A 20,511-nucleotide genomic window follows, 5' to 3' on the forward strand; every position below is an offset into this window, starting at 1 on the left:
AATATCAAATGACATAAAAAAAATAAAGCGGATGAAGAGTTCAGAACTCATTCATCCGCTTTGCAAAAACAAACTATTTTAAGTCCACTTTTTCAGTGCCCTCATTTTCATCGGGACTTTTTTTGTTGAATTTATTTCTTGGTTCTAGAAGTGGAACATTACGCCTAATTTTGGAGCGAATGTATCAGCCTCTAAGCCGAAAGAGTTTGTTGTTACTTTAGCACCTGAGGCCTCGTTTTTAGCTTGGAAGTTTTGGTAACCTAAGCCATTAACTGAAACTTCGATACCAATTCTTTTAGTAGGGAAGAAAGCAAAACCTGGAGCAACATTTACACCGATTGAAGTGGTAGAAGCAACTTTAGCACCTGTATCGCCATTTGCATTAACTACTTTGTTAGAACCAAATGCCATTGGTACCGATAATTGACCAAAGAATTTGAATTGATCTGATAAGTTAACATAGTAACGACCGAAAGGTGCAACTACGAATGCCTCATTTTGATTTAAATCGCTAACTTCTTTATTGTAAGTGTAACCAACACCTGTACCAATTGCGAAGTTGTTACCTACGAAATATCCAACACTTGGTATAACATTGAAGCTAACATCTGATTTTGCTGCACCTTCAACTTTAGTAGAATTGAAGCCAACGCTACCACCTAAAATTACTTTTCCTTTTTCTGTTTGTGCATTAGCACCATAAACTAAACCTGCAACTGCTACTAATGATAATAATAGTTTTTTCATCTTTTTTATTATTTATTTGTTTAAAAATATAGTCAATTTATACTTTTTAATTTCTGACTATATTTGGCTAAAAGTCAATACCTGTGCCAAAAAACAGGCAAAAAGTCACCTGAGAATCAGTTTTTGGTTAACTCACTTATTAATAAATAGATATGAATTTAATGTTAAATCAATATTATTTTGCTGTGACCAAAAGTTAATCGATTGATTAACTTTTGAAGCGTGACAGATTGACAATCTGACTTTTTTTGTATAAATGTCAGGTTTTAATTTAGAAAATTTGGCAGAGCCATCTGGAATAATAAATGTTTTCTGCTAAACTCTGCAAGCAGAAATTAGATTTTCAATTTTCTTCTTTATAATGTCTATTGTTTTTTCGTCGTTCAGATTTCCGTCTTCATCGAATTTGTTTTGAGCCTGGCTAATCAAAACCTCTGGTTGTAGCACAGGATTCATATTTAAAAACGTTAGTACGGGTAGAAAAGCGGTTTGCATTCTTACAGTTCCCCACATACCTTGCGTTGCACCCATAATAGCTACTGGCTTGTGCATTAATGGCGAATCTTTGCCACGGCTCGCCCAATCAATTGCATTTTTTAAGCCACCTGGAATAGAATAATTATATTCTGGAGATGCAATTATAAAGGCATCTGCCGTTGCTAATGCATCTCTAAATTTTATAACACTTTCAGGGCGAGCATCTACAATAGGCATATCATTATCGGCATTGTAAACTGGAATCTCATCAAATCGGACAATTTCAAAGTCGATACCATCTGGCATTAAACTTCCAGCAATTTTTAACAACATTTCGTTATAAGAACCTTTTCTAAGGCTTCCACAAAGGCCAACAATTTTTCCGTTTTTATCCATAGTTAAATAAACTTATAATGTAAGGTAAAAGTTTTGATTGATTTTTTAGACCTATAAAATATCAAATGTTAACTTTGCTTTCTTTCAGATAAATTATGCCCGAAAATTTTAACCAACAAACTTTAATTGAAAAAACAGTATTCCCAATACTTTTTGCATTAAGTTTTTCGCATTTGCTTAACGACACTATTCAATCTTTAATACCTGCAATTTATCCCGTAATAAAAACTAGCTACCATTTAAGCTTTTCGCAGATCGGATTAATTACTTTAACATTTCAACTCGCAGCTTCGCTTTTGCAGCCATTTGTTGGTATTTACACCGATAAAAAACCACAGCCATATTCGTTAGCTATTGGTATGGGATTTACACTAAGCGGATTAATCATGCTATCAATGTCTGCTCATTTTTACACAATGCTATTTTCTGTTGGGATGATAGGAATTGGATCTTCTATATTTCATCCGGAAGCTTCTAGAATGGCTCATGCAGCATCTGGCGGCAAGCGTGGGTTGGCTCAATCTGTATTTCAATTAGGTGGCAATGCCGGTAGTTCTTTAGGCCCATTATTAGCCGCCTGGATTATTGTGCCCTATGGCCAGTTTAGTATAATTTGGTTTTCGGCAATTGCGCTCTTGGCGATTATAATTTTAACTTATGTTGGCAACTGGTACAAAGGCTTTATGATTGCCAGAAGTAAAAAAACAGTCAATCAGGCTGTAGTCAATCAATTTTCTCGTAAAAAGGTTATTTTCTCAATAGTTATTTTGTTGTTGTTGATTTTTTCAAAGTATTTCTATATGGCAAGCTTAACCAATTATTTTACTTTTTATTTGATTGATAAATTCCATGTTTCAGTGCAAACCTCGCAAATTTACCTATTCGTATTTTTGTTTTCTGTTGCTGCTGGAACCTTGTTAGGTGGACCAATTGGTGATAAAATAGGGCGTAAATATGTTATTTGGGCCTCGATATTAGGAACAGCGCCTTTTGCACTTTTATTACCCCATGCAAATTTATTTTGGATAGGTGTTTTAATTGTTCCAATAGGGATGATTTTAGCATCAGCTTTCTCTGCAATTTTAGTTTATGCGCAAGAATTAATACCAGGAAAAGTTGGACTTGTTGCAGGTTTGTTTTTTGGTTTTGCCTTTGGGATGGGCGGAATCGGTTCTGCGCTTCTGGGTAAACTTGCAGATGCTAAGGGGATAGAATATGTGTTTTCTATTTGTGCATTCCTGCCTTTAATCGGATTGTTAACAGGTTTTTTACCAAATATTGAAACCAACAGGAAGTAAAAATATCCCATCAAATTAACGATGGGATATCAACATTAGGTGGATGAAAATTTGTTTAAAAAAGGATATAAATTTTAAATCCTAAATTGTTAATAAAACCTTGGCTACTAAGATTGAACGAAGTATTCTTGGTTTTTAAAGTTGAGGGATTTGTATTTTGAGTTTGTTCAGATGAATTGTAAGCTACATCGGCCGACAATAAGCTGGTTTCGAATGCAAACCTTTTAGATAAGAACCATGTTATCCCACCATAAGCACCAATAGAATAAGAATTATTGATGTATTCTTGATTAGCATTATTTTGTGTTTGAGACTGCTTTTGTGTTCCAGTTGCATAAGCCGCTTTACCACCAGCATAGGCAAATAATGTTTTTACAATCGGGAAATATTTTTGATAAGAAACGTTGCCTCCATAGGTTTTGGTTGTCTGTTCGTATTGATTAGTTGAAATATATTTATTTTCTCCATAATTCAATTCCAGCCCCATTTTACTATTGTCCTTAAAAAAATAGCCATAGCCAAGTGTAAACAAATTGTTTTTAGTTTCATTTTGTTCCACATTGTCATAAGTGTTTTTGTATGAAACAATGTTTACACCAAAACTTAATGCACTTGTTCCTTTGGTTTGTGCAAATCCAGGCGCAGAAAAGCATAGCACTGCCATAGCAGCCATTAATAGTTGTTTTTTCATTTGTGTGTTTTTTTGTGTAATCAATTATAGATAAAAAAAATCCAAAAACTATGTCTTTAGTTTATTTTTTTGTAAAAACAGTGTTATTCTATTTTTTTTATTTCAAGCTTCGTGGCTTGGAAACAAAAACTCGTAGTAACCTCAAAGTCTTCAATCCACATAGTATAACTTGAAAATGAAGCTGTCTCAAAATTGATTTTGAAGGACTATTAGCAGAATAATATTTTGAGCGGTCGTCATTCCCGTGAAAACGGGAATCTTAAAGCGATAGAAAGGTTGTGAAATAAAAGCCTTTTAAAGCATTAAGATGCCCAGTCAAGCTGAGCATGACGATACCACCAAATTAAATTCTTTTACAATAGCTGATTTTTTTATTGTGATACAGCCTCATATATGTACTGTTGATGTGTGAAGCTCTATTTTCCTAAATCGAAAGCTACGCCAATGTTAAAAGAGAACTGATTGTTTAGATGCTCGTAACCAATCGCATCAGAATTGTATTTTGCAATAGGAAATTGTGCCTCTGTAAATAATCCAAAACCTTTTTCGAAAAATACTCTTCCGCCAACGTGGCCACCAAAGTTCTTTAAACCAAGATTTAAACCTGGGTAAACATCTACGTTTGATGGTAAGCCAATAAAGCTACCTAAATTTGCATTGAATCTGGCTTTAACATCAAATCTATCTCCAAAACCTGGCTTATCGATACCAGCGAAAGATTTAACGCCTAATAAATAACTGGTTTGTTCACCAATTGAAAAACTTTCGCCAATTCCATAATCTAAAGAGGTAACAATTCCTGTTCCCCATTTTTGTAGATTGGCACCAACTTGATATCTTAAATCGCCTTTTCCTTTATATGCATCTATTTGCGCATTTGCCTGTGTGTAACCGATAAATAATAGAAATAAGCTTGTAATAATTCTTTTCATTTTAAACAATTGATTTTATAAGTAATTAATAAATTCTCATTTAAATCTTTTTAATGTCTCAAATCTGTATTAATTAGAAGGGCTGGCTCGCATTAAAAACAGTTTATTCCAATTGGAAATAAACATTACTAAAAAGATTCTTTTAATTTTATACAGCTTTAACTAAAAGCTGATATTACAGGATGTAATTGCTATAAGGAATATTAGCAAACCGATTTGGTGGTGCAAAGGTATAATAAAGATTTTTAAAAGGAATTTTAACTTAAAAATAGTTTTCTGGATTTTAAACTTCTGGGTAAATGGCGAATTAGAGGCTTGTTAATCACAATTGCGTTCTATTAATTAAATTTGAGAAGATTTAGAAACTTTTCAAATTAACTTGCTATAAAATCTGAACAGTTTTTTCTGCTTTTCCACAATTAGAAATGGTAGTTGATACTAAATATTGGCGTGAAGTTATCAAGTGCCAATCGTAAATTATTCTTCTTATCGAAATTGTACAAAGATTCTTCAGCGTAATAATTTTGGTGGAAAAAAGTTATAATAGGGAATGAAAAATCAATGCTCGAATCTTCTGTAAGCAAATAAGCAAAGCCAGGTGATAAGCTCGCGCCCCAGCCTTTAGGTCTTGCATCGGTACGAATTAGATAACCTTTATCGTCTACGCGGTTAAAAGTATTAATTTGGAGCAATAAATTAGCTTGAATAAAAAACTTGAACCGCTCTTTTACATTTACATATTTTCTTATAAAGGGCGAAATTCCAAAACTAAATTCTTTGATTCCGTTAACACTTTTATACCTTCCTTCTTCTTCATCCCATTTGGTATAATTTTCTCCTCGAAGCTTAGATAAGTTCAAGGGAATTTCTAATCCGATAGCTAAATTATTCGCTGCAAAATAGCCTCCTCTAGGGGTAGCAGTAAAGGTATTAATGCCCGGTGTAGAGTTATTCTGTTTGGAAGTGCCAAAACTAAGACTTAAGCCGGCAAATCCTGTTCCCTTATCAGTTTGGCCATAGCTGCGCCAACTGATGGCGCATAGAAGCGCCAAGATGGTTAATCTAGATTTCATTTTATTGGTTTTTTGTGTGTAACTAAAAATAGTAATTTCTACTACAAAAAACAAACACCGGAATACCAGTAATGCTGGTTGAAATTTTAAGCATAAAAAAATCCCACAGAAGATATTCTGTAGGATTTTATGCTAATTTATTTAAGCTTAATTCTGATTTATAAAAACAAAGTTATGGTCAAACATATCCAGTTTGATTTTACTTTCTTTATCAATTTTACCTGCAAGAATTTCTTTCGATAACTCATTCAAAATTCTTTTCTGAATAACTCTTTTCAATGGTCTTGCGCCAAATTGAGGGTCGTAACCTAACTGTGCTAACCAATCTAAAGCCTCGGGCGATGCATCCATAGTGATACCCATTTCGGCCAAAGTTTGCTGCACCTGTTTAAACTGTAAGCTTACAATATCCCTGATTTCGCTACGGTTTAATGGTGTAAACATAATCAGCTCATCAATACGGTTTAAAAACTCCGGACGAATCGTTTGCTTCAATACCTCAAATAACTCATTTTTAGTTTTAGCAATTACTTCATCACGGTTCAAATCATTCAGATCTTTAAAATTATCCTGAATTAAATGCGCTCCGATGTTCGAAGTCATGATGATGATGGTGTTTTTGAAATTCACCGTTCTACCTTTATTATCAGTTAAGCGGCCATCATCTAAAACCTGCAATAAAATATTAAATACGTCAGGATGTGCTTTTTCAATCTCATCTAACAATACAACCGAATAGGGTTTACGTCTAACGGCTTCAGTCAGTTGTCCCCCTTCATCGTAGCCCACATATCCAGGAGGCGCACCAATTAAACGAGAAACCGCATGGCGTTCCTGGTATTCACTCATATCAATTCTGGTTAAAGCATTCTCATCGTTGAATAAAAATTCTGCTAATGCCTTGGCCAATTCGGTTTTGCCAACGCCTGTTGTTCCTAAAAATATGAACGAACCGATTGGTTTGCGTTTATCTTGCAAACCTGCCCTAGAGCGACGAATGGCATCAGAAATAGCTTCAATAGCTTCATCTTGCCCGGCAACGCGTTGGTGCAATTCTGCTTCTAAGTTTAATAATTTTTCACGCTCACTAGCAATCAGTTTTGTAACCGGAATACCTGTCCAGCGGCCAACAACACCAGCAATATCATCGGCAGTAACTTCTTCTTTGAGCATTCTGCTATCTGTTTGCTGACTTTCTAAATCGGCTTTAAGTTTCTCGAAAGTATCTTGTGCTTCTTTAATTTTTCCGTAACGGATTTCGGCAACTTTGCCATAATCTCCTGCACGTTCAGCTTGCTCAGCTTCTAATTTATATTGCTCTATAAGTTCCATTTGGTTGTTTAAATTATCAACCAAATCTTTTTCACCCTGCCATTTTGCTTTTAATTCATCACGCTCTGCCGATAAATTTGCAATCTCTTCAGATAACTCTTTTACCTTTTTATCATCTTTCTCACGTTTGATGGCTTCCCGTTCAATTTCTAAACGCATAATTTCTCTGTCCAAAGCGTCTACATTTTCCGGAACAGAATCCATTTCCATGCGTAATTTAGAGGCTGCTTCATCCATTAAATCAATAGCTTTATCTGGTAAAAAACGATCAGAAATATAACGCTGACTCATTTCTACGGCTGCAATAATGGCTTCATCTTTAATTCGAACCTTGTGGTGTGTTTCGTAACGTTCTTTCAAACCACGTAGAATAGAAATGGCATCCTGCGTATCAGGTTCTTCAACCATAACTTTCTGGAAACGACGCTCCAAAGCTTTATCTTTTTCTAAATATTTTTGATATTCATCTAAAGTTGTTGCTCCAATTGCACGCAATTCGCCACGAGCCAAAGCTGGTTTCAAAATATTTGCGGCATCCATAGCACCTTCGCCACCGCCTGCACCAACTAAAGTGTGTATCTCATCGATAAACAAAATAATATCACCATCGCTCTGCGTAACTTCTTTAACTACCGCTTTTAAGCGCTCTTCGAACTCACCTTTATATTTTGCGCCAGCAATTAACGAACCCATATCTAAAGAGTAAACTACTTTACTTTTAAGATTTTCGGGTACATCACCTTTAATAATTCTAAACGCAATGCCTTCTGCAATTGCAGTTTTACCAACACCTGGCTCGCCAATTAAAATTGGATTATTTTTTGTTCTGCGAGATAAAATCTGAATTACGCGACGTATTTCTTCATCGCGACCAATAACTGGGTCGAGCTTTCCGCTTTCTGCATATTCATTCAAATTACGGGCATATTTACCTAGAGCCTGGTAAGTGGCTTCGGCATTTTGGTCCGTAACGCGATTATCGCCACGTAACTCTACAATTGCTTTTTTAAGATCTTTTTCGTTAACACCTTGTTCTTTTAAAAGCTTAGAAGTGTTATCATTAACGGCTAATATTCCAAGTAATAAGTGCTCTACAGATACAAATTCATCTTTAAATTCTTTTAAAAACGACTGTGCTTTTTGTAAAACATTATTGGTATTTGATGACAAATAGACATTGCTTCCACTCACTTTCGGGAATTTGGCAATCTCATCATCTAAATTTTGATTTAGTGAATTCAGGTTAACGTTTAACTTCTTTAAAACATAAGAAACCACGTTTTCATCAACAGTAAGCAAACCCTTAAGTAGGTGTGCCGTTTCAATAGCCTGCTGCTGATTGCCTTGAGCTATTTCGGAAGCCTGTTGAATTGCTTCCTGGGCTTTTATTGTATAATTGTTGAAGTTCATATAACCGTTTCAGTCAAAACAAATGCCATAGCAGTTTTGATTTTATAATCGGAAATTTTGTCGTTAGGATTTTGTTTATAATGACTAATTTACTGTAAATAAGTTAATTATGCTGAAATTTTGTCTTGTTTTTATAAAGATAAGAACTAATTACAGTACCCATCAAAACTTGAAGTATTGCAGTGCCGAAGATAATTATATAAGTAAAACCATCATGAACAAGAAAACGATTAAACATGATGTAAATATTGATCATCCTCAACAATTCATCAATTACGATAAAAATTGTAAAAAAGATTAAGCTATTTATCAGGTTTGTTTGGAAGGATTTTAAGCTATTGTAAAATAAAAGAGCAAATACGTAACCCAAACCAACAAAAAGTATCAAGAAAAGAATAAAAGAAATTACACTACTTAAAATATTTAGATTTTGGTTGATAATTTCAGTTATTAATCGGAAAATAATCATTAAAAAGACATCAAAAATGCGTATAATTAATAGGCAAATTAAACCGAAAAATAGTTTTTTAATAATTTCGTTTTTTACACATTGTATAGCAAAATGAAATTGTAATATTAGTGGAATCGCTGTGATTACTAAAAAAATCTTATCAATCGGAATATCAAATATTTGATTAGAATAGCTGGCTTGAAATAATAGTAAAATGTAAAAAGTAAAGGAAAAAGCCGTAAATATTATCTAAATTATCCTTAGAGCTTTTTTTTTAACCCAAATTGCTAAAATAGAAGTTAAAACAGACGAAAATAAAATTAAACCAATAATTACGAATAGCAAATAGTAAAAGCCCATAAACTGTGTTAAACACAATCATAAGAATTTTATTTAATAAAAGGAAGCTATTTTTATCGCGTTTATTTGGAAAGTAATTCTTCGGGGATTGGAATGTTTTTATTAACCAAAAAACACCATCCTTTTAAGAATAGTGTTTATATTTTTTGCATCCATAAAACGCTTCAAGCATTTAGTATTGAGTTATCTTATCCTAAAATTTCTTTTAGCTTTTGTGTCTGGTGGTCTGCTAATTTTTGAAGTGGACCAGAAGCTAACATTTTCATCATCATATTCAAATCTGCAGAAATGGTCAGCTTTGCGATGGTTCCATCGCCATTTTCAGCTACATTCCATTTCAACTCTAAATCGAAAGGTGGTTTTTCTGTTGGAATAGCAATAAGTTCCTGGTTCTCTATACGATTTGAAATCTTAATCGCCAGTTTAGCCATATTTTGAATGGTAAAACGTGCTTCATCTTCAGTAGATTCCCAGTTATAAATGTTTTCTGGCATCAATTGCTGATGGTTATTCATGCTAGAAAGAAAAGTATAAACCTCATTAATAGGTTTGTTAACCTCTACGGTGCTTTCAATAATTGTCATTGAGTGGATATATTTGGATTAGGGATTGTTGTGTATTAAGATTCTGAATTTAAAATCTGATTTTGACCCCACTCAGCAGGATTTAAACGCCATTTACTCAATAATTCCATGTCGCTTTTAGCAATAATACTATGCTCTGCGGCATAATCAATTAAAGCAGCATAATTAGATAAAGTAATGTAACGACATTTAGCTTCAGCAAAGTTTTCATCAGCTTTTTCAAATCCATAGGTAAAAATTGCAGCTAAACCTGCAACCGATAAACCAGCAGCTCTTAATGCTTCAACAGCTTGCAAGCTACTTTTACCAGTCGAAATTAAGTCTTCGATAACCATTACACGTTGGCCTTCTACAACTTCTCCTTCAATTAAACTTCCTGTTCCGTGTTCTTTGGCTTTTGCTCTAACATAAATAAATGGTAAGCCTAATTCTTGTGCCACCAAAACTCCTTGTGGAATTCCGGCAGTTGCAACGCCAGCAATAACATCTACCGAACCAAATTCTTCTTGAATTGCCTGCGCAAGTTTCTGACGAATGTAAGTTCTAACCTGAGGATGGGAAAGGGTAATTCGGTTATCGCAATAAATTGGCGATTTCCAACCAGACGCCCAAGTAAAAGGATTATTAGGTTGTAATTTAATTGCCTTTATTTGTAATAAAAATTCCGCTACCTTTAATTCAATATCACTTTTATTATACATGGCCCAAAATTACAGAATTTATATCAACGATAACACTTTGTTTATCTCAGATGTTTTACCAGAACAAAAGGAAAAAATTCAACAGCTTGAAATTCAGGATTTTGATTTACAAACTTTTTACAAAAAATTAAAAAATGGGTCTAAAAAAAGCTACATTTTCTTAACTAAAAACCCTCGGGAAACGTTTAGGAGACTAAAAAAGGATTGTGAGATTATTAAGGCAGCCGGAGGTTTAGTAGAAAGCACAAGAGGAAATTACCTTTTTATTTTCAGAAATAAGAAGTGGGATTTACCAAAGGGTAAGCTTGAAGATGGTGAGAATATGAAAGAAACTGCTGTGCGTGAGGTTGAGGAGGAGTGTGGGATTAAGGTTTTTAAACGCGAAGAAAAGCTTTGCAAAACGTATCATGTTTATCCAAACGGTTCGAAACTGGTAATTAAAAAAACGAATTGGTATAAAATGAAAGTTAAAGGCGAACCGAAATTGGTTCCTCAAAAAGAAGAGGGGATTGATGAAGCGGTTTGGTTAGATAAAAACCATATTGCTCCCGTAATTAAAAATACTTTTCCATCAATTATGGATGTATTGAGAGCTGGAGGAATTTTGTAAATTATATAGTCATCATTTAGACCGTGTGGATTTTTAGAAAGAATTTCATTCTTCCCACGGTAAGCTATGCACTTTCAATCCATAATAGCTTAATTTTCAAAATCTAGCTCATCGATTACGGTTTTTACTCGTTTTAAATATTTTCCATAATAATGCCAGGCCCAAAGTTCTGTTATTACTCCGATAATCAGAATGGAAATAAAACAGTTTAAAATTAAATATGTTGGAGAGAGTTTGCTCATGATTTTACTAAAGGTAGTAGCCTTTTCCAAGAATAAGTAAAGGGCAAAAAAGGCTAATCCAATAAAAGCAATAATGTAAGTAAGTGCTTTGTAAAGTTCTATATTTAACTTCATTTCGTAATAAAACCAAAGGATGTTTTTTCGGCTATCTAAACTCATATCGTAAGAGTTTTTGTAGAACCTATAAAATTTGAAAAAATAATAAGCGGTAAAACCACAGGTTATGGCATAGAAAGCGAGATAGGCCAATTTCATTTCCGCTGAAAAATTTAATAAATAAGGCAATAATGCAATAATAATAAGCGCCAAAAGCTGATAAATGAACTCGTGTTTCATCTTTTTTCTTATGATATCTATTGGTGTTCGAGCTTGCTTTATCTGAAGCATGTTTTCAGAAATGTTGTCTTCTTGCTCGTTTTTAGCATTCCATTCGTTTTTTATTTCGTCAAAATTCATAGCCATTTTTCTTTATGATGAATTGTAATTTTTCTTTAGTTCTGTTTAGTTTTACTCTTGCATTAACTTCACTGATGCCTAAATTTTCCGCAATTTCTCTGTGAGATTGATTTTCTAAGAATAGAAATATCAATGCTCTTTCAACCGTGTTTAATTCATGAACGGCTTTGTATAAGTAGGCTAGTTTTTCTTCTTTCGATTCACTTTCATTAATATCTATAATATCGATGTTTTCATCAAGTGGTGTTTTATCAACCTTTCTGCTGTCCTTCTTAAAATATATCAATGCTGTATTTAACGATACCCGATACATCCAGGTAGAGAATTTACTATTTCCTTTAAAGCTTGGGTAAGCTTTCCAAAGCTGCATCACAATTTCCTGAAAAAGGTCTCGCTGTTCTTCAGCATCATTCATATACATTTTTGAAATTTTATGTATAATCGCTTTATGCTGATTAATCAGGGTAAGAAATATCGTTTCACTTTCTTTCATTTAAGGCATTTTGGCTAGACTTAATGAACTGAATTAATGATTGATGGAAACTATTGCTTGGTTGAAAATTTCTACTGTTCGAGTATACATAAATTTATATTATATACTCAATTGGTATTCGATTTTCTAAAACGTTACATTTTATTTGGAAAAAATAATTTGTCAGCTTTATGCAGATGAATGATGATTTTAAAGAAACTCTAAAGCCTCTTTTGGTACAAAAGGACTAACATCGCCATGATTTCTTAAAATATCGCGAACGATGGTAGAGCTGATGGCAGAATATTCTGGTTTGCTTAAAAGTAATATTGTTTCTACTTCTGGCATCATTGTTTGGTTAATTTGAGCAATTGCTCTTTCGTATTCGAAATCTGATGCGGAACGAATACCACGAACCATATAAGTAGCATTAATTTTTCGACAGAAATCGACAGTTAAACCCTCATAAGTTTGAATTTCGATGTTTTTGTAACCCGTAAAAACGGTTTCTAAAATTTGCAAGCGTTGCTCGGCTGTTAGAAAATTTTGCTTAGAACTATTCAAGCCAATTCCAATCACAATTTTATCAAAAAGGGGCATAGCACGTTGTAAAATATTAACGTGAGCAATTGTTATCGGGTCAAACGAACCTGGAAATAGCGCTATTTTCATAGTTCAAATATAGATTTTTTATGTGGAAAGCTTAAAGCAAAAAGATTAAAGACTAAAGCTTGGCATTCGTGCCTAGCTGACGACCTCCCGTTCAACTAATAACCTAAACCTTTGTGCTCTTTGCGAAAAACTTAGCGTTCTTTGCGGTTAAGTAGCCGCCACGTACTCAAAAAAACTAAACGACGAATTACCGTATTTTCGTGTTTCTAAATAACCAGGTTGGGTATTCAATTTCATATTGCTTTGATGTTCCACTACCAGCAAACCATCCTGTTTAAGTAATTGCTGTTCTTTAACCAAAATAGGCAATTGCGGAATATTTGGCATATTGTACGGCGGGTCGGCGAAGATTAAATCGTAAGAACCCGTCATTTGTTTAAGCAATTTAAAAACATCGCCTTTGCGTACATCAACCTGACTAAACTCATATTTCTTAGCTGTATTCTTAACCCAGTTAACGCAGCCGTAATCCATATCAATTGCTAAAATACTTTCCGCATCGCGAGATGCGAACTCAAAAGTTAAACTTCCCGTTCCGCAGAATAAATCGAGAACGGTACAAGTTTCGAAGTCGAATTTATTATTTAATATATTGAACAAGGCCTCTTTAGCCATATCTGTTGTTGGGCGAACAGGTAAATTTGCTGGTGGTTGCAAACGGATACCTTTTAATTTGCCTCCAATTATTCGCATAAATCTAAAGCAAGTAATCCGCTGAAATAGTGTTGTGGCATATCGGCCAGTAATTCACTTTTTTGTTTTCTAGCAGGAAGAAAGAAATAAAGGTTATTGAAATATTTTAATAAGGTATTGTAGTAATCATCATCCTCATTGATAATGCCTTGTAAATAAACAGGAATAGAATCATTCAAGCCCAGTTGCTCCATAATTAAAAGCAAAAAGTAATTAAACTCTTCTGCATTTTCCGCCTGATAATGATTTTGAAAATTAATTTTTTCGTTTTTAACAAACAGCACATTAAATGATCCTGCTGTAAAATCGATTAATAAGGCTTCGCCTGATAAATGACTAAACAGTGCCAGGAGCGGTGAAGATTGCGGATAAACAATTGTATTTTTAGGGAGTTTCTCTTCAACTTTTTCATTTAAAGAGAAAAGTGTGTTAAAACCTAAATCCTCATGATGTTTAGTGTGAAATTTTCCGTCTGAACCTAAGAATTTAGAATAAACCGAAAGGTTATCTGCGTCGAACCATTCATCAGGAATGAAAATAAAATTAGGAGTGTGAACAGCTGCCTTTATCGCACCATACTTTTGAGATAAATAACCATCAGTTTCAAAAGCAGCTTTTAAAACTTGTGCAATATCTTCGCAACCTTGTCTGTCGAAAATTACGTTAATCTGCTCAGAATCCTTATTTATTATTGCGTAAGAAAAACTATCATTTGTTATTTTTAATAATAAATGGCAGTTTGCAGATGTGTCAGCTTTAAAATTCGGGTCGACTAATAAAAGACTGTTTTTACTCATTGAAACAAAAATAGAGTTTTTTAAGGATTAACCGCAAAGGGCGCAAAGTTTTTTCGCAAAGAACGCAAAGTAGGGTTTTCAAGGTTTTACTTTTATTTTGCCCAACTAAAAATAATAAACCAAGCTTTGGTTCTTTGCACATTAGTGGTGATGAAAATCTTTCTTTGCGGTAAAACAACGATAAATATTTTTACCAAAATCAAACCTTTAGCTTATCAAAAATTCGAAATATTCGACTTAAATTCGAAACATGAGTTACAAGCCTACTTATAAAGCCGCAAATACTATTTCGGCAACAATTGAGCAACATTTTGTTAAGCTGCATAAAAATGCAATTGCGCAAGGTGAAGTAGATTTGGCTACACAACCAAATAAAAATATAATTGAGGCCATAATTGATGTCGCTTTTTGGAGCAGTTTACGTAAGGAAGAGGGACATTCCCCTCGAATTTCGATAGCTTTTTTACCACCCTCGCAAACTTCAAATCCATTGCATTTTGCAAAACGATTGGCTTTAAATGCAAATACATTAACCAAAATTGCGCCTGGAATAGAGCGATCTGGTATCCACTTGGGGGTTTGGGAAGAGGATGGCGAGCTTTACATTTGGGGTACTACGCTAAATATTCCAAATTTCTGTTTTGTTGTAGATGTTTCTGAGCCGGGTTTGATTGTTATCAAACACCGAAGGATATATGGGATTGGTAAATTTACCAATGTAGCGGTTTTAAAAGGCGAACAAATTAGAATTGTAGATGATACTAGTTGCACAAATCGTGATTGTCCGCCGATTTTGAAAGCTTTGCTTGATTTAACGGTTTTGGCAAGCTGGAACGACCCGATAAATATTTTGATACAATTTGCAGTTTCTATGCGAGCTCACGGTCGAGGAGGTGCTTTACTAATTGTTCCAAAGGGTGATGAAAAATGGGCAGAATCTATTATTCATCCAATTCAATATTTAGTAGAACCGCCTTTTAATGGATTATCTAATCTTGCGAAACAAGGTGGTAACCAAACAGAAATTTTTTCTCAAGGCGCTGTTCGTAGAGAGGTTGAGCATTTGGCAGGCTTAACTGCCGTTGATGGTGCAACAATTATTAATGAAGAATTTGATTTAATTGCTTTTGGAGCAAAAATTGGTCGTGCTAAAGGTAAGCCAACGGTTGAGCAGATTGCATTTTCTGAGCCAATTGTTGGTGGTGAGGATAAGATTCTATATCCCGGGCAATTGGGTGGAACAAGGCATTTTTCGGTAGCGCAGTTTGTTAACGATCAACCGCAAGCTATTGGTTTGGTAGCTTCTCAGGACGGTCATTTTACTATTTTTAGCTGGAGTAATAAGCAAGATATGGTAATGGCGCATAGGATTGAAACGTTGTTATTATAGTTTTTTCGCCAAGTCATTTTCTCAAAGATTATTTATTTTCGCGAAGTCGTCATTCTCGCGTATGCGGGAATCTTAAAGCAATTTGATATTTTATTTGTTTTGGCCGGATAACCTGTCCCGATATTTCATCGGGAGGCATTTTTTCTTTTGTCTTGATACAAAAGAAACAAAAAATCAAGACTTGGACCTGATGCCTGATAAGCCATTCGAAAATTTAATTGCAACAGCGGACTAGGTCTGATGAAAAAATCAGACTTGCCGCTGTTTTGGAAATTACTAAATGAAAAATGCTGCACAATTTTCAACTGCTTCTCTATCCATCATCTCCTATGTCGTTCAGCAGGGCGGCTATAGCAAGTAATAAATGTATTGTTCCCCAAACTAGTCGCAGCTTCTTACTACAACATTAAAAGGCTTTGTATTATGTAAATCAATTGTTAGTGTTTTGCTAAACAAACATTAAAAATAGCGCTTATCTTTGCCGTTTAAACCGTATTGCAGCGGCATTTTTTGCTGTCATACTGAGCGTAGTCGAAGGACAGCCAAAAGATATAGCGGAAAGACGGGCTGCTGAAACCAATTAGCATTGCAATGCTTTCCAAATCAATAGGCCAACGTATTTCAAAACAATTAAACATTAAAACCATTCAATAATAATGTACATAGATAAAAGTCAACTTATTGCCCAGGCTTACGAGCATACGCCAACGAAAGAGCAATTGCTTTTTTGCGAGCGGATGTCGAGGTTTTTGCAGGAAGACGATGAATACAAGTGTTTTGTTTTGAAAGGTTATGCCGGAACTGGTAAAACAACTTCGGTTGCGGCATTGGTTAAAGTATTGGCGCAATTTAATTTACGCAGCGAATTGTTGGCGCCAACCGGACGAGCGGCGAAGGTAATGAGCCAATATTCGTACCGAAAAGCGTTAACGATTCATAAACGGATTTATCGAAAACGTTCGGCAGCATCGCCAGAAATGCAATTTCAAATTGCACCAAACTTATCTGAAAATACCCTTTTTATTATTGATGAGGCATCGATGATTGCCGACGAATTTAATGAAACGGGTTCTTCTATTTTGAGAGACTTGTTGGAGTTTGTTTACAACACTAAAAACTGTTTCTTGCTTTTTGTTGGCGATACAGCACAATTACCCCCTGTCGGAAGCTTGGATAGTCCGGCACTGAATGAGCAATATTTGAAAGATAAATTTGCTTTAACGATAACTTCTGTGGAGTTGAAAGAGGTGGTTAGGCAGGAAAAGAAATCAGGGATTTTGGCAAATGCTACGATGCTCAGAAACCAAATTTCTAAAAATCCTGAAAAACCTCTACCTAAATTTCTGACCAAAAACTACAAGGATATTTACAATATGGCGGGCGCCAGATTAGTGGAGGGATTAGAATATGCTTACCGAAAATTTGGGATTGAAAATACACTCGTGGTTTGTCGTTCTAATAAATCGGCTAATATTTATAATCAGCAGATTAGGGCTCGGTTGCTTTACCGCGAAGAGGAATTAACTGGTGGCGACCAGATTATGGTGGTTCGAAATAATTATTTTTGGTTGCCAGAAAATGAGGAAACTGCCTTTATCGCCAATGGCGACATGGCGAAAGTGATTAGGGTAAGGGGAGAGGAAGAGCGTTACGGGTTCCGTTTTGCCGATGCTACTTTAGAGTTTCTGGATTTTCCGGCGGCTGGCCAGATCAGTTGTAAAGTAATGTTGGATACACTGAATTTAGAATCGGCAAATTTACCTTACGAGCAAAATAAAAAGCTTTTTGATGGTTTGAACGAAGATTATGAACACATTGCCAATAAGCGTCAACGTATGCTTGCCATTAAAGCCGACCCATTTTACAATGCTTTGCAGATTAAATTTGCTTATGCGGTAACCTGCCATAAAGCGCAAGGTGGGCAATGGGATGCCGTTTTTGCCGACCAAGGTTATTTGACAGAAGAAATGATTGACTTGGATTTTCTGCGATGGTTATATACCGCTGTAACCCGAGCAAAAAAAGAACTATATTTAGTGAATTTTGCGCCACAGCTTTTCGCAAAGACAGCGCAGGAAGATTATTTTTAGAGAACTTTTGCCGATTTTTTAGCCACAGATTCTCACAGATTTAAATGTACTTATCTATGTTTATTCCAATTATTTGTGGTTAATGATGTTGAAAATAACTGCTAACCAATTATACTATGAAATTCGCTTTTAGTCTTAAAAATAAGTTAAAAATAGCTTTTCTGCTTTTTTGCATTATGTGTTGCACTTTGCTTATTCGTTTTTTGGAGGATAAAAGTGTTAAGAAAATAAATGAGTCGTTTATTTCGATGTATAACGATAGGTTGGTTCCGGCAACAGATTTATATTTCATTGCCGAAAATCTTTACCATAAAAATTCGATTCTTCAAGATGCTTTGGTTGAAAATGTGGTGCATCCATCGGAAATTGTATCTAAAATTAATAATCACAATCGCAAAATTGACTCTGTTATTAATAAATACGAACTAACTTTATTAGTGAAACAAGAAAAAACTTTTTTGAACGATTTGAAAAATGCCCTTCAGGTTCAACAGAAGCTTGAAAATAAGGTGCTTAATTTGGCAGGTGGAGAAGGTAAAAAAGTTTATGAATCTATTGGCAGAAATGCATCTAGCGAAACTCTGGCTAAGCTTTCGGCTTTAATAAAAATTCAATCTAATGTTGGAAATGAGCTAATTAAGGATTCGAAAATCTTTGTTTCTGGTACTAAGGTTTATTCTACTATACAGGTAATTTTGGCCATCGTTATTGGGATTATGATAGTGTCTATAGTTTCTGCATCAAATGCGGTTAAGATTCAAAATGAGAAATTTAATTTGAATTAAGATGTTAACCACTGATTTTCAAAGATGACCAAAGATAATATTTTTTTTATCTGTGTTACATATAAAAATATTAGCCACGGAAACTCGGAATACACGGAAAAGAATCGAAATTAAAATAGCCACAGACTTACAGATTTAAAATAAATTAAGTAATCTGTAAATCTGTGGCTAAAAATAGAATTATTATTCTGCGTCTTCGTCGGTTAATAACCTAATAGAATCGTCAGAAAGTACAATTAAGCGCTCTTTGTAAAGCGAACCGATTGTTTTTTTGAAAGCACTTTTGCTAATCTGGAAGCGATGATAAATCTCATCTGGAGAACTTTTATCGCCCAATTCAATCACGCCGCCGCTCTTTTTCAACTCTGCTAACATCATTTCTTTCGAATCTAAAATGTGTCCGTATCCACTTGGCTGTAAAGTCAAATCAATTTTCCCTTCCACACGTATTTTTTTAATCCAACCTTTACGCTGCTCTCCGATTTGGATGTTATCAAAAACCTCGTTATGGTAAAGTAAACCAATATAAGTATTGTTAATAATGGCATTGAAACCTAAATCTGTTTCTTCGGTAATTAATAAACTTACCTCATCGCCCTCTTCAAAATCGAAGTCTTCTTCCTCAACAAAATCATATAGTTTTGATGATGCCAGTAAGCGATCGTTATTTTCATCCAGATACAAATAAACTACATATTTATAGCCTTTTTGCATTGGTCTTTTTTGTTCTTTGGTAGGCACATAAACATCTTTATCGATACCTAAATCCATAAAAATACCATCATCACCATCCGAAACAACTTTTAAGAAAGCAAAGTCTCCAACTTCTGCGTAAGCTTTTTGTGTAGTTCCGGTTAAGCGACCGTCTTTTTGAATGTAAACGAAAACGTTAACGTTATCGCCAATTTCCAAGCCTTTTGGTACATATTGGTAGGGTAAAACTACCAGTTTATCGCCATCTGTTAAATTTAAACCAGCTTCAGTTTTACTTAAAACTCTTAGCTCGTTGTATTTTCCTATTTCAATCATAATGTGGGTTAACCATTTTCTTCAATGGTTCTTTGCAAATGTAGTAATCTTTAAAGGCAACAGCCGATTTTAATTTTTTTATATAATTTAGCGGCTTATCTAAATAAAACTACATTATGAATAAGGAGATTCCTACATTTTTTTTAAGCGACGAATATTTTATAGATGAAAAGGTAAACTTTTTAAAATTTGCGAATGAGTATAAAGTATATAACGAACAAGGTGCTCAAATTGGTATTATTAAGCAACGTATAAGTGGTTGGCAAAAAGCATTAACCTTGCTGGTTGATAAACGTATGATGCCATTTAAATTGGAAATTACGGATGTAAATGATCAACTGCAAGCAACTATAAGCAGAGGCTGGACATTTTGGATGTCGAAAATTACTGTTACAGACCCAATTGGAGTAGAGGTGGGTATCATTAAGCAGAAATTTAAGCTGTTTAAACCAACATTTACAATTTCTGACCCGGTTTCTGGAACAGAAATTGCAAAAATAACCGGCGACTGGAAAGCATGGAATTTTAATATAACCAATATTGCTGGTTTAGAACTTGGTAAAATTAGCAAGAAGTGGGCTGGCGCATTAAAAGAGGTATTTACTACTGCAGATAAGTATAATGTTTCTATCGATCCGAATTATGCTGAAAGTAATCATAAAGTAGCTATAGTAGCAACTGCTATTACTATTGATATGGTTTTGAAAGAAAGTAAGTAAGCGATTTAATAAAAATTGAGTGAATGGTTAATTTATAGCGAGAATTTCTCTTATCAATGCAATTAATCATTCACTAATCTAATTTTAATGTTTTTCTTACAAAT

20 protein-coding genes are annotated in these 20,511 nt (G+C 34.4%); 6 read left to right on the top strand and 14 right to left on the bottom strand.

Annotated features, from left to right (window positions below):
• Nucleotides 1–144: 144 nt before the first annotated feature.
• Nucleotides 145–747 carry an outer membrane beta-barrel protein gene (locus tag ACFOUY_RS08475; RefSeq protein WP_378960074.1) on the bottom strand — a complete coding sequence of 201 codons (603 nt, stop codon included), beginning with the start codon at nt 745–747 and terminating at the stop codon, nt 145–147.
• Between the two features lie 315 nt (nt 748–1,062).
• Entirely contained in the window at nt 1,063–1,620 is a 558-nt protein-coding gene (locus ACFOUY_RS08480; RefSeq protein WP_378960075.1) for an NADPH-dependent FMN reductase, read from the bottom strand.
• 95 nt (nt 1,621–1,715) lie between these two features.
• On the opposite strand from ACFOUY_RS08480, the gene ACFOUY_RS08485 reads away from it, so the two are divergent.
• The gene (locus tag ACFOUY_RS08485) at nt 1,716–2,918 is read left to right on the top strand and encodes an MFS transporter (protein WP_378960076.1); all 1,203 of its coding nucleotides are present in this window, start codon (nt 1,716–1,718) and stop codon (nt 2,916–2,918) included.
• 55 nt (nt 2,919–2,973) lie between these two features.
• Here ACFOUY_RS08485 and ACFOUY_RS08490 read toward each other — a convergent pair whose 3' ends face one another.
• The 6 genes from ACFOUY_RS08490 to pyrE form a co-directional block, all read right to left on the bottom strand.
• Entirely contained in the window at nt 2,974–3,609 is a 636-nt protein-coding gene (locus tag ACFOUY_RS08490; protein ID WP_378960077.1) for an outer membrane beta-barrel protein, read from the bottom strand.
• A gap of 416 nt (nt 3,610–4,025) precedes the next feature.
• Nucleotides 4,026–4,541 carry a DUF6646 family protein gene (locus ACFOUY_RS08495; RefSeq protein ID WP_378960078.1) on the bottom strand — a complete coding sequence of 172 codons (516 nt, stop codon included), beginning with the start codon at nt 4,539–4,541 and terminating at the stop codon, nt 4,026–4,028.
• A gap of 419 nt (nt 4,542–4,960) precedes the next feature.
• Nucleotides 4,961–5,614, bottom strand: a complete 654-nt coding sequence (locus ACFOUY_RS08500; RefSeq protein ID WP_378960079.1) for a hypothetical protein — start codon at nt 5,612–5,614, stop codon at nt 4,961–4,963.
• A 147-nt stretch (nt 5,615–5,761) separates the two neighbouring features.
• Nucleotides 5,762–8,356, bottom strand: coding sequence for an ATP-dependent chaperone ClpB (gene clpB / locus ACFOUY_RS08505; RefSeq protein WP_378960080.1), 2,595 nt, complete (start codon nt 8,354–8,356; stop codon nt 5,762–5,764).
• Nucleotides 8,357–9,355: 999 nt separating this feature from the next.
• On the bottom strand, nt 9,356–9,751 hold the full coding sequence (locus tag ACFOUY_RS08510) for an SRPBCC family protein (protein ID WP_378960081.1): 396 nt from the start codon (nt 9,749–9,751) through the stop codon (nt 9,356–9,358).
• Nucleotides 9,752–9,786: 35 nt separating this feature from the next.
• Nucleotides 9,787–10,452 (bottom strand): orotate phosphoribosyltransferase, encoded by a 666-nt coding sequence (pyrE, locus tag ACFOUY_RS08515; RefSeq protein ID WP_378960082.1) that lies wholly within the window; start codon nt 10,450–10,452, stop codon nt 9,787–9,789.
• Here pyrE and ACFOUY_RS08520 point away from each other — a divergent pair.
• On the top strand, nt 10,451–11,062 hold the full coding sequence (locus ACFOUY_RS08520) for an NUDIX hydrolase (RefSeq protein WP_378960083.1): 612 nt from the start codon (nt 10,451–10,453) through the stop codon (nt 11,060–11,062). The genes pyrE and ACFOUY_RS08520 overlap by 2 nt on opposite strands.
• A gap of 89 nt (nt 11,063–11,151) precedes the next feature.
• Here ACFOUY_RS08520 and ACFOUY_RS08525 read toward each other — a convergent pair whose 3' ends face one another.
• The 5 genes from ACFOUY_RS08525 to ACFOUY_RS08545 form a co-directional block, all read right to left on the bottom strand.
• Nucleotides 11,152–11,760, bottom strand: coding sequence for a hypothetical protein (locus ACFOUY_RS08525; protein ID WP_378960084.1), 609 nt, complete (start codon nt 11,758–11,760; stop codon nt 11,152–11,154).
• Entirely contained in the window at nt 11,750–12,253 is a 504-nt protein-coding gene (locus ACFOUY_RS08530; RefSeq protein ID WP_378960085.1) for an RNA polymerase sigma factor, read from the bottom strand. The genes ACFOUY_RS08525 and ACFOUY_RS08530 overlap by 11 nt, the downstream gene beginning before the upstream one ends.
• Nucleotides 12,254–12,442: 189 nt before the next feature.
• Nucleotides 12,443–12,904: a pantetheine-phosphate adenylyltransferase gene (coaD, locus tag ACFOUY_RS08535; protein ID WP_378960086.1), complete on the bottom strand. Its 462-nt coding sequence runs from the start codon at nt 12,902–12,904 to the stop codon at nt 12,443–12,445.
• Nucleotides 12,905–13,051: 147 nt separating this feature from the next.
• Nucleotides 13,052–13,597 (bottom strand): 16S rRNA (guanine(966)-N(2))-methyltransferase RsmD, encoded by a 546-nt coding sequence (rsmD, locus tag ACFOUY_RS08540; protein ID WP_378960087.1) that lies wholly within the window; start codon nt 13,595–13,597, stop codon nt 13,052–13,054.
• A complete protein-coding gene (locus ACFOUY_RS08545) occupies nt 13,588–14,394 on the bottom strand; it encodes a DUF3822 family protein (protein ID WP_378960088.1) in 807 nt (268 codons plus the stop codon). The genes rsmD and ACFOUY_RS08545 overlap by 10 nt, the downstream gene beginning before the upstream one ends.
• A 250-nt stretch (nt 14,395–14,644) precedes the next feature.
• Between ACFOUY_RS08545 and ACFOUY_RS08550 the strand changes: the two genes are divergently transcribed.
• The 3 genes from ACFOUY_RS08550 (at nt 14,645) to ACFOUY_RS08560 (ending at nt 18,659) form a co-directional block, all read left to right on the top strand.
• Nucleotides 14,645–15,784, top strand: coding sequence for a putative sensor domain DACNV-containing protein (locus ACFOUY_RS08550; protein ID WP_378960089.1), 1,140 nt, complete (start codon nt 14,645–14,647; stop codon nt 15,782–15,784).
• A 656-nt stretch (nt 15,785–16,440) separates the two neighbouring features.
• Nucleotides 16,441–17,874: an ATP-dependent DNA helicase gene (locus ACFOUY_RS08555; RefSeq protein WP_378960090.1), complete on the top strand. Its 1,434-nt coding sequence runs from the start codon at nt 16,441–16,443 to the stop codon at nt 17,872–17,874.
• Nucleotides 17,875–17,990: 116 nt separating this feature from the next.
• Nucleotides 17,991–18,659: an MCP four helix bundle domain-containing protein gene (locus tag ACFOUY_RS08560; RefSeq protein WP_378960091.1), complete on the top strand. Its 669-nt coding sequence runs from the start codon at nt 17,991–17,993 to the stop codon at nt 18,657–18,659.
• Between the two features lie 183 nt (nt 18,660–18,842).
• Here the strand turns inward: ACFOUY_RS08560 and ACFOUY_RS08565 are convergent, their stop codons facing one another.
• Entirely contained in the window at nt 18,843–19,688 is an 846-nt protein-coding gene (locus ACFOUY_RS08565) for a CvfB family protein (RefSeq protein WP_378960092.1), read from the bottom strand.
• A 116-nt stretch (nt 19,689–19,804) separates the two neighbouring features.
• Here ACFOUY_RS08565 and ACFOUY_RS08570 point away from each other — a divergent pair, with 116 nt between their 5' ends.
• A complete protein-coding gene (locus tag ACFOUY_RS08570; protein WP_378960093.1) occupies nt 19,805–20,407 on the top strand; it encodes an LURP-one-related/scramblase family protein in 603 nt (200 codons plus the stop codon).
• Nucleotides 20,408–20,511: the final 104 nt, after the last annotated feature.

Origin of the sequence: Pedobacter jamesrossensis (assembly GCF_042650905.1) — a bacterium.
Classification (GTDB): Bacteria; Bacteroidota; Bacteroidia; order Sphingobacteriales; family Sphingobacteriaceae; genus Pedobacter; species Pedobacter jamesrossensis.

What these genes read in the sequence shown, in the direction of transcription:
- ACFOUY_RS08475 (WP_378960074.1), bottom strand. Translation starts at nt 747, where the DNA reads ATGAAAAAACTATTATTATCATTAGTAGCAGTTGCAGGTTTAGTTTAT.
- ACFOUY_RS08480 (WP_378960075.1), bottom strand. Translation starts at nt 1,620, where the DNA reads ATGGATAAAAACGGAAAAATTGTTGGCCTTTGTGGAAGCCTTAGAAAA.
- ACFOUY_RS08485 (WP_378960076.1), top strand. Translation starts at nt 1,716, where the DNA reads ATGCCCGAAAATTTTAACCAACAAACTTTAATTGAAAAAACAGTATTC.
- ACFOUY_RS08490 (WP_378960077.1), bottom strand. Translation starts at nt 3,609, where the DNA reads ATGAAAAAACAACTATTAATGGCTGCTATGGCAGTGCTATGCTTTTCT.
- ACFOUY_RS08495 (WP_378960078.1), bottom strand. Translation starts at nt 4,541, where the DNA reads ATGAAAAGAATTATTACAAGCTTATTTCTATTATTTATCGGTTACACA.
- ACFOUY_RS08500 (WP_378960079.1), bottom strand. Translation starts at nt 5,614, where the DNA reads ATGAAATCTAGATTAACCATCTTGGCGCTTCTATGCGCCATCAGTTGG.
- clpB (WP_378960080.1), bottom strand. Translation starts at nt 8,356, where the DNA reads ATGAACTTCAACAATTATACAATAAAAGCCCAGGAAGCAATTCAACAG.
- ACFOUY_RS08510 (WP_378960081.1), bottom strand. Translation starts at nt 9,751, where the DNA reads ATGACAATTATTGAAAGCACCGTAGAGGTTAACAAACCTATTAATGAG.
- ACFOUY_RS08520 (WP_378960083.1), top strand. Translation starts at nt 10,451, where the DNA reads ATGGCCCAAAATTACAGAATTTATATCAACGATAACACTTTGTTTATC.
- pyrE (WP_378960082.1), bottom strand. Translation starts at nt 10,452, where the DNA reads ATGTATAATAAAAGTGATATTGAATTAAAGGTAGCGGAATTTTTATTA.
- ACFOUY_RS08525 (WP_378960084.1), bottom strand. Translation starts at nt 11,760, where the DNA reads ATGAATTTTGACGAAATAAAAAACGAATGGAATGCTAAAAACGAGCAA.
- ACFOUY_RS08530 (WP_378960085.1), bottom strand. Translation starts at nt 12,253, where the DNA reads ATGAAAGAAAGTGAAACGATATTTCTTACCCTGATTAATCAGCATAAA.
- coaD (WP_378960086.1), bottom strand. Translation starts at nt 12,904, where the DNA reads ATGAAAATAGCGCTATTTCCAGGTTCGTTTGACCCGATAACAATTGCT.
- rsmD (WP_378960087.1), bottom strand. Translation starts at nt 13,597, where the DNA reads ATGCGAATAATTGGAGGCAAATTAAAAGGTATCCGTTTGCAACCACCA.
- ACFOUY_RS08545 (WP_378960088.1), bottom strand. Translation starts at nt 14,394, where the DNA reads ATGAGTAAAAACAGTCTTTTATTAGTCGACCCGAATTTTAAAGCTGAC.
- ACFOUY_RS08550 (WP_378960089.1), top strand. Translation starts at nt 14,645, where the DNA reads ATGAGTTACAAGCCTACTTATAAAGCCGCAAATACTATTTCGGCAACA.
- ACFOUY_RS08555 (WP_378960090.1), top strand. Translation starts at nt 16,441, where the DNA reads ATGTACATAGATAAAAGTCAACTTATTGCCCAGGCTTACGAGCATACG.
- ACFOUY_RS08560 (WP_378960091.1), top strand. Translation starts at nt 17,991, where the DNA reads ATGAAATTCGCTTTTAGTCTTAAAAATAAGTTAAAAATAGCTTTTCTG.
- ACFOUY_RS08565 (WP_378960092.1), bottom strand. Translation starts at nt 19,688, where the DNA reads ATGATTGAAATAGGAAAATACAACGAGCTAAGAGTTTTAAGTAAAACT.
- ACFOUY_RS08570 (WP_378960093.1), top strand. Translation starts at nt 19,805, where the DNA reads ATGAATAAGGAGATTCCTACATTTTTTTTAAGCGACGAATATTTTATA.